General features: G+C 61.8%; 8 protein-coding genes. 3 read left to right on the top strand and 5 right to left on the bottom strand.

Annotated features, from left to right (window positions below; translation table 11 throughout):
* The first annotated feature begins 12 nt into the window (after positions 1-12).
* The 3 genes from BLW21_RS00040 (at position 13) to BLW21_RS00030 (ending at position 6,165) form a co-directional block, all read left to right on the top strand.
* Entirely contained in the window at positions 13-3,153 is a 3,141-nt protein-coding gene (locus BLW21_RS00040) for a SusC/RagA family TonB-linked outer membrane protein (RefSeq protein WP_092736611.1), read from the top strand.
* Positions 3,154-3,268: 115 nt separating this feature from the next.
* Positions 3,269-4,828 (top strand): SusD/RagB family nutrient-binding outer membrane lipoprotein, encoded by a 1,560-nt coding sequence (locus BLW21_RS00035; RefSeq protein WP_092736609.1) that lies wholly within the window; start codon positions 3,269-3,271, stop codon positions 4,826-4,828.
* A 44-nt stretch (positions 4,829-4,872) separates the two neighbouring features.
* A complete protein-coding gene (locus tag BLW21_RS00030) occupies positions 4,873-6,165 on the top strand; it encodes a hypothetical protein (protein WP_092736607.1) in 1,293 nt (430 codons plus the stop codon).
* 253 nt (positions 6,166-6,418) lie between these two features.
* Here BLW21_RS00030 and BLW21_RS00025 read toward each other — a convergent pair whose 3' ends face one another.
* The 5 genes from BLW21_RS00025 to BLW21_RS00005 all read right to left on the bottom strand — a co-directional run.
* On the bottom strand, positions 6,419-8,230 hold the full coding sequence (locus BLW21_RS00025; RefSeq protein ID WP_092736605.1) for a glycoside hydrolase family 10-like protein: 1,812 nt from the start codon (positions 8,228-8,230) through the stop codon (positions 6,419-6,421).
* A gap of 145 nt (positions 8,231-8,375) precedes the next feature.
* Positions 8,376-8,675: a hypothetical protein gene (locus BLW21_RS00020; protein WP_092736603.1), complete on the bottom strand. Its 300-nt coding sequence runs from the start codon at positions 8,673-8,675 to the stop codon at positions 8,376-8,378.
* Positions 8,676-8,782: 107 nt separating this feature from the next.
* Positions 8,783-9,736: an N-acetylornithine carbamoyltransferase gene (locus tag BLW21_RS00015; protein WP_092736601.1), complete on the bottom strand. Its 954-nt coding sequence runs from the start codon at positions 9,734-9,736 to the stop codon at positions 8,783-8,785.
* Between the two features lie 44 nt (positions 9,737-9,780).
* A complete protein-coding gene (locus BLW21_RS00010; protein ID WP_092736599.1) occupies positions 9,781-10,251 on the bottom strand; it encodes an SMI1/KNR4 family protein in 471 nt (156 codons plus the stop codon).
* Positions 10,252-10,557: 306 nt separating this feature from the next.
* Positions 10,558-12,428: carbamoyl phosphate synthase preATP-grasp domain-containing protein (locus tag BLW21_RS00005; protein WP_139255023.1), on the bottom strand; the 1,871-nt coding region annotated here is incomplete at its 5' end.

The raw sequence follows: 12,428 nt of genomic DNA, 5'->3' as shown, positions 1-12,428 counted from the left end.
TCTCCCTTCCCCATGAAGAAACTCTACTGGCTGGCTCCCGCGCTGGGGGCTGCGCTGGCCCTGTCGCCTCAAGCGGCGGTCTGGGCCCAGGCAACGGCGCAACGCACCATTACGGGCATCGTGACGGATGCCAACCGCGTGCCGTTGCCGGGCGTAACGGTGCTCGTGAAGGGCACTACCAACGGGGCTTCTACCGGCGTCGATGGCCGCTACTCGCTGCAGGCGGCCCCAGGCAGCACCCTCAGCTTCAGCTTTATCGGCTATGCTACCCAGGAGCGTTCCGTCGGCGACAGTGGCTCGGTTGACATAAGCCTTAAAGAGGATGCGACGGCCCTGAACGACGTCATTATAACGGCTTTCGGCATCAAGCAGGAACGCCGCCAGGTAAACTACGGCGCGCAGGAAGTAAGCGGCAAGGACATCATCGAATCGCGCCAGCCCAACATTGTGAATGCCCTGCAGGGCAAGGTGGCGGGCGTGCAGGTAACGAGTTCGGGCGGCGGGGCCGGCGAGGGCGCCTCCATCGTTATCCGGGGTGGCAACTCGCTCGATGGCGACAACCAGCCGCTGTTCGTCATTGATGGTATTATCATGGATAATACCTCGTTTACGGAGTCGACGGCGCCGGGTGGCGGCTCGGCCTTCAACGGCCTGCTGGGCCGCTCGGTGTCGTCGCAGAACCGTGCCGCCGACATCAACCCGGAAGACGTGGAAACCATGACTGTACTGAAGGGGCCCGCCGCCGCGGCCCTCTACGGGCTGCGGGCCGCCAACGGCGCCGTCATTATCACTACCAAAAAAGGCAAGTCCGGCGTGGTAACCGTGGACTTCCGCACGCAGGTGTCGGTGGACCAGGTGAACCGCTTGCCCAAGCTGCAGGGCGTGTATAAGCAGGGTGGGTTGGGCGTTTTTGATGCCACTACGCGCAACTCGTGGGGGCCGCAGTTTGCGCCCGGCGAAACCGTGTACGACAACCTGGACAACTTCTACCAAACGGCCTACAACTACCAGAACTACCTGACCGTGACGGGCGGCACCGAGAAAGGCTCGTTCCTGCTTTCGGCTTCGCACCTCGACCAGACCGGCGTGGCGCGCAACTCGGAGTTCGACAAAAGCACGGTGCGCCTGTCGGGCACGCTGCAGGTGGCGCCAAAAATCCGGGTCCAGAGCTCGGCGCAGTACCTGAACTCGGGCGGCCGCCGGCCGCTGCAGGGCCCCGGTCTGTTTGGCGGCTCGGGCGGCTACATGGTGAGCTTGCTGAGCTGGCCCCGCAACGACGACGCCCGCAACTACCTCAACCCCGATGGCACCCGCCGCCGCCTGATTGGCGGCATTGGCAGCTCCGACGCCGACAATCCGTACTTCACGGTGGAGCGCAACCCGATTACCGACCGCACCAACCGCCTCATCGGCAATGCGCAGGTGACGTACGAGCCCGCCAAATGGGCCACCATCAGCTACAACCTGGGCACCGACTTTTACACCGAGCGGGTGCGCTCCATCCGGGCGGTGGGCACCTCGCAGCCGGGCAACCAGGACGGCGGCATTTCGGAGACGACCACCCAGAACCGGCTGCTCAACTCCAACCTGACGGCCATCTTCTCGCACTCGTTCAACGATAACGTCAGCGGCTCGCTGCTGCTGGGCAACTCCGTTGAGCAGAGCCTGCGCGAAACCACCGACATTATCGGGCTGGTGTTTCGCTCGCCCAACTTCAACTCCATCAACAACACCGTCAACCGCGGGGCCCTCACAACCAACTCGCTGCGGCGGCTGGTGGGCAATTTTGCTCGCATCAACCTCGACCTGTTCAAGCAGGTAACGGCCGAGGTAAGCGCCCGCTACGACATGTCGTCGACGCTGCCCCGGCCCAGCCAGAACAAGAACTTCGGCCAGGGCTTCCTCTACGGTTCGGCCACGCTGGGCTACGAGTTTTCGCGCACGCTGGGCCTCGATAACAACTCGATTCTCAACTACGGCAAGCTGCGGCTGGCCGTGGCCGAAGTGGGCAAAGACACCGGCCCCTACCGCGTTGATTCGCCGCTGGCCCAAAGCACCTACATTTTCGGGGGCTTCCGGCAGGGCTTCTTCGGCTCGAACGCGCTACTCAAGCCCGAGCGCACCCGCTCCTACGAGGCTGGCCTGGACTTTCAGTTCCTGAAGGGCCGCCTGGGCCTGGATGCCGGCGTGTACTACTCCGAAACCCGCGACCAGCTGATTGCCCCCCGCGTCAGCCAGGCATCCGGCTACATTCTGCAGTACATCAACGGCGGTACGGTTACGAACAAAGGGGTGGAAATTGCCCTGAACGGTCGGCCCGTGCAAACGGCGTCGGGCCTGACGTGGGACGTGCTGGCCAACTTCTTCCACAATGAGAACCGCGCCAAAAAGCTCCCCAGCTTCCTGACGGAGGTAAACCAATCGGACTCGTGGGTGATTGACGTGGCCCGGGGCAGCGCCTTTCCCAACCGGCCCATCACGTCTATCGGCGTGCAGGACTACGCCCGCGTGACGGACCCCGCATCGGAGTACTTCGGGCAGGTGATTATCAGCCCTACCACGGGCTATCCGTCGGTGGTGGCCGGCACCTTTGTATACGCCGGCGACCGGGCTCCGCAGTTCACTACCCAGATTACGAACACGGTGGCTTACAGAGGACTCTCGCTGGCCTTTATGCTCGATTTCCGCAAGGGCGGCAAAGTGGTGAACGGCAACGAGTGGCTGGCCGTGCGCTCGGGCCTGAGCAACAAAACCCTGGACCGCAACCAAACCGCTGTAATTGAGGGCGTGGTGCGAGCCGCCGACGGGTCGTACTCGCCCAATACGCGCCCCGTGGAATTGACGCAGGGCTACTTCATTACCCAGGTAGGCGGCACTGGCCTAGCCTTCGTGGAAGATGGTTCCTGGACCCGCCTGCGCTACGCCACGCTGGCTTACCGGCTGCCAACTACGCTGCTGGGCAAAGGCTTCGTGAAGGGGGTTGAACTGAGCGTAACGGGCCGCAACCTGCTGCTGTTCACCAACTACTCGGGCGCCGACCCGGAAACGGCGGCAGCAGGTGCCGGCGTCCGCGGCGGCGGCTCCGGTGGCTTCGACTACGGCAGCACCCCCGCCACGCGCGGCGTAGACATGGCCCTGCGCGTAAATTTTTAAAGCATTGGCCAGCCAGGCAAATGGCTACGCGGCGGGCCGTTGCACCACGCAGTACAACGGCCCTCAACCAATCAGCTAACAAGCCGCCTGGCGCACCACAAAACCGACCATCTCAATGAAAAAATACCTTATCGTTCTCGGCCTACTGGTGGGTAGCGGGGCCCTGAGTTCGTGCGAGAGTTTTCTCGACGTGAATACCGACCCCAACAACCCCATCAGCTCCACGCCCAACTTCCTGCTGCCCGCCGGCATTTCCCAGGCGTTCCAGCAGCAGATGTTTACCTCGCTCGTGACGCCCTACATCACGCAGTATACCGTGCGCCGGGTGCCGGCCTCCAGCACCGACCAGTATTACCTCACAACCAGCAACGGCAACAACACCTTCAACTACTTCTACTTCTACGTTTCCGGCAACCTGCGCGCCACTATTACGGCGGCCGAGGCCGAAGGCTCGCCGCACTACGTGGGCGCGGCCAAAATCACGCAGGCCATGTCCCTGGCGCACCTCACCGATATGATGGGCGACGTGCCTTTCACGGAGGCATTTCAGGGGGGCGGCAATTTCTCGCCCAAATACGACCCGCAGGAGCAGATTTACCAGACCATTTTCCGGTTGCTCGACGAGGGCGAGCAAGAATTGCTGAAGCCGGCATCGGCCAACCTGCGCCCGCTCTACGTAACCGTGCCCAGCCCCAGCGGCGACCTGCTGTACCGCGGCGACGTTTCGAAATGGATCAAGCTGGCCTATTCGTTGCGGGCCCGCCAGCTGCAGCACCTCACCAAAAAAAGCAGCTACAGCCCTCAGGCTGTGCTGGCCGCCGTCGATAAGGGCTTTGCGGCCACCACCGACGACGCGCAGTTGCAGCTGGAAGTGGCCGTGCCGCCCGTAACGGGTAGCACCAGCATTTTTGGCACCACCCGGGCCAACTTTGCCGGCGCCACGTTCTCGCTGAACCTGCTGCGCTACCTCAATGGCAGCTTGGCCAACGCGGCCTACCCCGGCGTCACCGATCCGCGCCTGCCGGTAATGGCCACCAACGTGAGCGTGGGCACCAACCCCGGCGTGTCGGGCGGCACGCCCATTGCCCAGACCAGCGGCGCCTCCGACTTCTACTCCAGCTGGTACGCCCGCGACCTGGGCTACCACGAAATCATTACCTACCACGAAGTCAAGTTTATTGAGGCCGAAGCCGCTTTCCGCCTCGGCGACAAAACGCGGGCGCTGCGGGCCTACCGCCAGGGCATTGAGGCGCACATCCGCAAAATCGGGGGCGGCGGCACGTTCGCCTCGCAGGGCCTGACAGTGAACTTCCCGACGCTGACCCAGCAGCAGATTGATGCCTACCTGGCCAGTGCGGCCGTGGCCCAGAACGAAGCCCAGCTGGACCTCAAGCGCATTATGGAGCAGAAGTACATTGCGCTCTACCTGAACCCGGAAACGTGGTCGGATATGCGGCGCCTGGATTACCGCGCCGATATTTATGTGAACCTGGCCTATCCGGTGGGCGCGAACCCGCTGTTCAACCCGGTGTCCACCGACCCGGCCCAGCGCAAGTTTCCGCGCCGCCTGCTGCCGGCCCTCACCGAAACCCAGTACAACCCGCAGAACGTGCGGGCCATTGGCGGCCTCGATGTGGACTACGCCACCCGCCCCGTGTGGTGGGACCAGCAATAGGCGCGGGCCAGTACTTTTCTCTTCCCTTCTGATGTACTCTTCTCATGAAAATATCACCTGATTTTCGAAGCTTCCGGCGGCGCTCCTGGGTGTTGCTGCTGGCCCTGGCCGGCCTGGCTACCACCGCCTGCGACGACGATATTGAGCCGCCCTACACGCTTACCGGCGACGGAGGCTTTACTGTCATCGGGGCCCCGCCGTCGGGGCTGCAAACCAAGTATGCTCCCGGCGAAGTGGTAGGTTTACGGGTGGGCTTCAATGCCGCCGACAAGGTGCGCGAGTTTACCGTATTTCAGGTAATTGGCCGCACGGATTCCGCTGTGGTGACGACGCTGGCGCCCAGCAACGTATTCTTTGAGCCGGCTGCGGGGCTTTCCATTCAGGTGATTCCGTACCAAGTGCCGGCCAATCTGGCCAACCAAACGGCCGTGCGGGTGGATGTGACGACGACGTTTGAGAACGGCGCTACCCGCCGCCAGCGCTTCAGCTACAACGTGGCGGCTACCCCTACCCTGCGCTTCGGTACGACGGCTTCTCCTACCACCATCACCACGTTCCGCAACAACCTGGCGGGCTCCGCGCAGTCTGAAAACGACATCATCGGTTTCAACCTGGTGCTCAACGAAGGTGGCATTGGTACGCTACCTACTGCCCCGTCTACCGCCAGGCTGTTTAAGAGCGTGGACAGCCTGACTACCTTCTACCGCATTGGCAACGGTGCGCCGGTACGCACCGGCGTAATTCGCAACCCCAGCAACGGGGCCGCCAATGCCCGCACCGTAGATGTGGTGGTGCCGCGGGGTTCGGAGGGCCAGGCCGTCACGTTCCTGTTCACGGCCTATTCCGGTCCGTACTTCGCAACGGCCGGCGCTGCGCCGGTAAATGTGGTGCCTCCCACGGCCCTGAGCCGGGTGCGCACCGGCCGCGTAACGGCAGGCCCCAGCGCCCCCCAGGATTCGGTAGCCTTTGACCTGCGCCTGGGCACGAACGTGCCGAACAGCGCACCAGCCGCCACCAAAGACCTGTTTGCCAGTGGCGTGCTTGGCACTACCGTCAGCCTGTCTTCGGCCAACACCACGGTTTACTACCGGATTCCGGTGGCTACTGCGGCCGCTGGTTACTATACCACCGCCTCAGCCAATGCAGTGGGCATTTTACTCTTCCAGAACTCGGCTTCGCTGGTAGGCACAGCCGCTGTGCCCGGTAACGTGGCCGCCGGCGACCTGTTTGCCGTGCGCGTGCGCGGTGCCGAACCCATGTTACTACGCATCACGGGCGTAAAACCCAGCACGGCCGGCTCCACGGCCCGGGTGGCTTTCGAGTATCGGGCGTTCTAAGGCCGCGCCATTCAACTACCAGTCAGTAAGCAAAGAGCCCGTCGGAATTTTCCGACGGGCTCTTTGCTTACTGACTGGTGGCAGCGCCACGCATGCTGCTAAGCCAACCCTACGCGCTATCGAGTAACGGTAACGAACAGGCACCAGGCACGGCGAGCAGCGGCCGGATTACGCGCTACCACAATTCTGGAACAGCAAAACGTGATTCACCGCGTACCGGATGCCACGGATGTCATCCGGTACGCGGCCTACGCTACCGCCCCCCGAAGATGCGCTCGAAGAAGCTGCCGCGCTTTTTGGTTTTGGTTTTCACTTTGATTTTAGTGGGTGCCGGGTTGCCTGGGGCGGGCCGCACAACAGGCGGACGCGGGGTTGGCCCGGTGGCTGGAGCCGGGGCCGGTTGGGGCACAGGCGGCGTTGCAGGCTCCGGTTCGGGTTCGGGTTCAGGAGCCGGGGCGGGAACTGGCTCGGGCGGCGCCTGCGCTACTACTATTTCGGCGGCGCGGCCGGTGGTGCGCACCCATACCGGGCGGCTTTCGTTGTGCAGGCGGTCGAGGGCGGTGAGGTAATAGGCATAGGCCTGGCCGGGGCGAGCGGTGGTGTCGGCGAAGATGAGGCCGGCGCCGGGCGCGGGGCGCACCAGGGCCAGCAGGTTGCGCGGGTCGTCGGGGCGGGGCGTTTGCTCGGGCGTGAAGCGGTAAATGGCATAGTAGCTGGCCTGGTCACCGTCGGGGGCAGGTGGAGAAGGCTGCCAGCTCAGCACATTGGCGGCGGGGCTGGCCGTGAGGGACAGGCGGGCCGGCGGCAGCGGCGGCACGGCATCAATCCAGGGCATGGTGGGCGGCAGAGCCGGGTAGCGGAACTCGTGCTGCCGCAGCGAATCGGTGGTGCGCAACGGATTGGCCATGAGCGATTTCGAGCTGAAGAACACGCTGCCCTGCAGCTCAGATGGGAAGGTGCGGTTCAGGCGCACCTGCCGGGGCAGCTCGCGGGGGTTGCGCCACACGGTGTCGGCCTTGGTGTTTTCGAGCATGCGGTAGGCGCCGTGGCCGATGTATACGTGGCGGCCGTTGGCGTTGCGGGCCCACCACTCGATGAGCGTGGGGTAGCGGGCCACCGCGAAACCGGTGCTCCAGTACAGCTGGGGCAGCACGTAGTCCACCCAGCCCTGGCGGGTCCATTCCAGCGCATCGGCGTACAGGCCGTCGTAGCCCTCGAAGGCGCGGGTATCGGAGCCATTGGGGTCGGTGCGCTGGTTGCGCCACACCCCGAAGGGCGAGATGCCGAACTTCACCCAGCGCTTGGTGCTGCTGATGGATTCGTGCAGGTCGCGGATGAGCATGTTCACGTTCTGGCGGCGCCAATCGGCCAGCTTCAGGTTGTCGGGGTTGTAGCGGGCGAAGGCGTCCTGGTCCTCAATTATCCGTTTAGCCTCCGGATACGGGTAGAAGTAGTCGTCGAAATGCACCCCGTCGATGTCGTAGCGGCGCACCACGTCCACGATTACCCGGTTGATGTAGGCGCGCACTTCGGGCAGACCGGGGTTGTAGAGCAGCTTGCCCGAAAACCGCAGAAACCACTCCGGATGCTGCCGGTAGGGGTGGTTGGGCGCAAGCCGGCTCGTGAGCGTGTCCATGGTGGCCCGGTAAGGGTTGAACCAGGCGTGAAACTCCATGCCGCGGTTGTGGGCTTCCTCAATCAGGAACGGCAGCGGGTCGTAGTAAGGGGCCGGGGCCTTGCCCTGGGTGCCAGTCAGCCACTTGCTCCAGGGCTCCAGCTCGCTGGCGTAAAAGGCATCGGAAGCGGGCCGCACCTGCACGAACACGGCGTTGATGCCGGTGCGCTGGTGGTCATCCAAAATACGGCGGTACTCGCGACGCTGCTGCTCGGGGCTCAGGTTGCGGCTGCTGGGCCAGTCGATGTTCTCTACGGTGGCAATCCACACGCCCCGCAGCTCCCGCTTGGGCGGCACCTCCTGGGCCCACACCTGCCGGGGCAAACCGGTAAGCAGGCAGGCAATCAACAACAGAACAAACGGGCGGGCGGCGGTAGGCAATACGAGCATTACCACAAATTTAGGCCTAAAAAGGCTAGGCCGGAACCGACCGGCACCCTATTCCTGAGGTTTGGGGTCAGAACAAAAAAAGCCTGACTGCCTATAAGGCAATCAGGCTTTCTTTAGCAGATGCGGTAACCCGCATTATGCGTCGTTAGTCGTTGGTTTTCATCTTCTTTTTGGACTTGTTCTTCTTCTCCTTCACTTTCACGTCAGCCGGCATCGTAGTGGCCTCTGCCATGGGAGCTACAGTGGCTTCCGACTGCGTTTCCACGGTGGTAGTGGTGGCAGGTGCGGTAGTGGTGGTCGAATTTATCGTGCCAGTAGCCGGGTCCGTCTGGGTGGTCGTGCTTTGCTGGGGCGTGGTGGTGGTCGTGGTCGTGTTGGTGGTTTGTGCGTTAGCAGCAACAGCACCAAACACGAATACAGCGGCGAAAACAAATAGCTTTTTCATGATCAGGAAGGGAAGGAATGGGGGTGAGAATTCCGAAGCAACCGGACGGTCATTTCGGATTCAGGACATCAACGAAGTAATTAGCCCTTCATTGTACTTTACCCGAATTATATACCTTTCTTAAGAAGCTCATGCAGCACCGTCTGCATGGCAAACGTGCGGTTGCCGGCTTCCTGGATGATGAGCGAGTTGGGCGAGTCTAGCACGGCGTCCGATACTTCCACGTTGCGGCGCACGGGCAGGCAGTGTAGGAACCGGGCATCGTTGGTGAGGGCCATGTGGGCGGGCGTCAGCATCCAGCCGGGGTCGGTGCTGAGCACTTGGCCGTAGTCGTAGTAGCTGCTCCAGTTCTTGGCCTGCACGTAATCGGCGCCTTCCAGGGCCTTTTGCTGGTCGTACTCGATGCGGGCGCCGCGCGTGAATTTGGGGTCCAGCTCATAGCCTTCGGGATGGGTAATAACGAGGTCCACCCAGTCGATGTCGGTGAACCAGTCGCAGAACGAGTTCGGCACGCACTGGGGTAAGGCGCGCACGTGCGGGGCCCAGGTAAGGACCACTTTCATGCGCTCGGCACGCTTGGTTTCGGCCACCGTCAGCAGGTCGGCGAAGCTCTGCAACGGGTGCAGCGTGGCACTTTCGAGGCTGATGACGGGCACCGTGGCGTAACTGAGAATCTTGTTGAAGAAGACCTCACCGTAATCCGCCTCCCTGTCTGTGAGCGTGGGGAAGGTGCGCACGCCCAGCACGTCGCAGTACTGGCTCATCACGGCAATGGCCTCCTTAATATGCTCCTGGGTCGAGCCATCCATCACGGCGCCATCGGCCGTTTCCAGGGTCCAGGAATCGGTACCGGCGTTGAGCACCCAGGCTTGCGCGCCCAAGTTGTAGGCCGCCTTCACCGAACTAAGCCGGGTGCGCAGGCTGGGGTTGAAGAAGATGAGCCCGACGGTTTTATTGCGCCCGATGTGCTGGTAGCCGTAAGGGTTGGCCTTTATTTCGAGGGCTTGCTGCAACAGGGCTTTGTAGTCGCCGGCATCGGCGAAGGAGGTGAAGTTTTTCATTTGGGGTGTAGAAGCTGAGAGCAATGGGGTTGCTTGATTTGAAGTTAAATAATCAACGTATCGGAATCGTGCAGGTATAAATCAATAAACGCTGAAAACGACGTTGCTACAACCTGATGTATTCCGCCGCATATCGCATAAACGTGCTGATTGAAAATACTTGAGTCATCCAGCCTAATAGCAAACGCCTCAAGATTGATGAAGAAATCTGAAAACACGAAGTACGTCTCTGGCTTATCGAGGGTAGTTAAGGCGTCGCTGTATTTGGGTACCCCGTGCCAGTCCTTAAACTTATCAGCAACTGTTTCAAGCTGATCCAAGGAATAGAAAGCGAACAGATCATCGTCCGCCTCTCCGTCCAGCATCCCGTTAACCTGTTCGAAGTAATCGAACATGTCCTTTGGAAGTTGCACGCTGTACTTTCTCTCAAAAGCCCGAATTTCGGCCCGGCTGGCCGGTTGGGCAGCCCTGATATGAGCCTTTTCCCAAGCGGCTTTAAGAAGAGAGATATTCATGTTTTCATAGTGTTAAGTTCCAGCTCATCATACAGCGGAAATACATGATGGCCACAGTGCTCCGTGAAAACGGCGACTCTCCGAAACTCAGGCGCTTCCATGGCAATGGCGTGTTTGAATTCAACGTATTAACCGTCTTCAAACCGAATGCTTACAACCGTTTCTGACGGAAACTCAGAAGCACTAAGCTTTGCGGGCTTAGTGCTTCCTTTTACAATCAGATACTCTCGGAGCTTCAATTTCCAGCGCTCTGGCAAATCGGTGCTACGCATGCTATTCAACGATTGAGATGCAAATAGGCGGACGCTACATGGCCTTGTACTCGTTCCAGCTCTTGATCTTGAGGTCCGCCATCTCCAGCTTGCAGAAGGCCTGGATGAAGGCCTTGGCCAGCCGCGCGTTCGTCAGCAGGCCCACGCCCGAGTCCACCGCCGTGCGCCGGATCTGGTAGTCGTTGTCCAACTCGCCTTTGCTCAGGTTCTTGGGAATGTTGATGACCAGATCCAACTTCTTCTCCTTCAGATACGTGAGCACGTTGGGCTCCTGCGCGTCGCTGGGCCAGAACAGCAGACTGCTCGGCACCCCGTTCTCGGCGAAGAAGCGGTGCGTGCCCTGCGTGGCGTAAATCTGATAGCCCTTCTGCACCAGCAGCTCCGTGGCCGAGAGCAGCGCCACTTTCGACAGAATCGGGCCGCCGGAAATCAGCACCGACTTCTGCGGTATTTTGTAGCCCACGCTCAGCATCGACTTGAGCAGCGCCTCCTCGGCCGTGTCGCCCAGGCAGCCCACTTCGCCCGTGCTCACCATGTCCACCCGCAGTACCGGGTCGGCCCCGGGCAGGCGGGTGAACGAGAACTGCGGCGCCTTCACCCCCACGTAGGGCAAATCGTAGACCCGCTCGCTCTCGTCGCGCGCCACTGGCTTGCCCAGCAGCACCTGCGTGGCCTTCTTGATCAGGTTGTTGCCCGATATTTTCGATACGAACGGGTAGGAGCGCGAGGCGCGGATGTTGCACTCAATCACCCGAATGACGCCGTTCTTTTCCAGGAACTGGATGTTGAACGGCCCGCTTATCTCGTAGCGCCGGGCAATCTTCTCGGCGATGATCTTGAGCTTACGCACCGTGCCCACGTACACGCGCTGGGGCGGGTAGTACATCGTCGCGTCGCCCGAGTGCACGCCGGCAAACTCCACGTGCTCCGAAATGGCGTAGCTCACAATCTCGCCTTTATCGGCCACGGCATCGAGCTCAATTTCCTTGGCTTCCTGGATGAACTCGGACACGACCACCGGGTATTCGGCGCTCACCTGCACGGCCGTCTGCAGAAACGCTTCCAGCTCGAAGGCGTTGGACACCACGTTCATGGCCGCCCCCGACAGCACGTAGCTGGGCCGGATGAGCACGGGGTAGCCCACTTCCTGCACGAAGGCCTGCATGGCCTGCAGCGACGTGAGCTCCTTCCAGCGCGGCTGGGCGATGCCCAGCTCGTCCATGATGCGCGAGAACTTGTGGCGGTTCTCGGCCTCGTCGATGCGGGCGGCCGCGGTGCCCAGGATGGGCGCGTCGGCCTGCTCGAGGCGAGTGGCCAGGTTGTTGGGAATCTGGCCGCCGGTGCTCAGAATCACGCCGCCGGGCTGCTCGAAGTCGAGGATATCCATGACCCGCTCGAAGCTCAGCTCCTCGAAGTAGAGCCGGTCCGACACGTCGTAGTCAGTGCTTACAGTTTCGGGGTTGTAGTTGATGATAATGGTTTTGTAGCCTTCCGCGGCCGCCGTCTGCACGGCCTGCACCCCGCACCAGTCGAACTCCACCGACGAGCCGATGCGGTACACGCCCGAGCCCAGCACCACCACCGACTTGGCCGTTTCGCGGTCCAGGTCGTTTTCGGTGCCGTGGTAGGTGGTGTAGAGGTAGTTGGTCTTGGCCGGAAACTCGGCCGCCAGCGTGTCAATCTGCTTGACGACGGGCAGCACGCCCAGGGCTTTGCGGCGGGCGCGCACCCGCAGCTCATCCGCCTTCACGTCGCCCTCGCCCAGCAGCAGCACGGCTAGCTGCTGGTCCGAGAAGCCGGCCTTTTTCACCTCGCGCAGCAGCCGGGTTTCCAGCCCGTCGAGGCCACTCGTGCGGCCGGCGGCCAGCTGCTGGCCCAGCGTGAAAATGGTGTGCAGGCGCTGCA

Source organism: Hymenobacter psychrophilus (assembly GCF_900107135.1).
Lineage (GTDB): Bacteria > Bacteroidota > Bacteroidia > Cytophagales > Hymenobacteraceae > Hymenobacter > Hymenobacter psychrophilus.
Note: the sequence above shows the minus strand (reverse complement) of the source record. Positions and strands in the feature narration are given on the sequence as shown.

Bases quoted from the DNA above. Each gene is read 5' to 3' on its own strand.
- BLW21_RS00015 (WP_092736601.1), bottom strand. From the start codon at position 9,736: ATGAAAAACTTCACCTCCTTCGCCGATGCCGGCGACTACAAAGCCCTG.
- BLW21_RS00025 (WP_092736605.1), bottom strand. From the start codon at position 8,230: ATGCTCGTATTGCCTACCGCCGCCCGCCCGTTTGTTCTGTTGTTGATT.
- BLW21_RS00010 (WP_092736599.1), bottom strand. From the start codon at position 10,251: ATGAATATCTCTCTTCTTAAAGCCGCTTGGGAAAAGGCTCATATCAGG.
- BLW21_RS00035 (WP_092736609.1), top strand. From the start codon at position 3,269: ATGAAAAAATACCTTATCGTTCTCGGCCTACTGGTGGGTAGCGGGGCC.
- BLW21_RS00020 (WP_092736603.1), bottom strand. From the start codon at position 8,675: ATGAAAAAGCTATTTGTTTTCGCCGCTGTATTCGTGTTTGGTGCTGTT.
- BLW21_RS00040 (WP_092736611.1), top strand. From the start codon at position 13: ATGAAGAAACTCTACTGGCTGGCTCCCGCGCTGGGGGCTGCGCTGGCC.
- BLW21_RS00030 (WP_092736607.1), top strand. From the start codon at position 4,873: ATGAAAATATCACCTGATTTTCGAAGCTTCCGGCGGCGCTCCTGGGTG.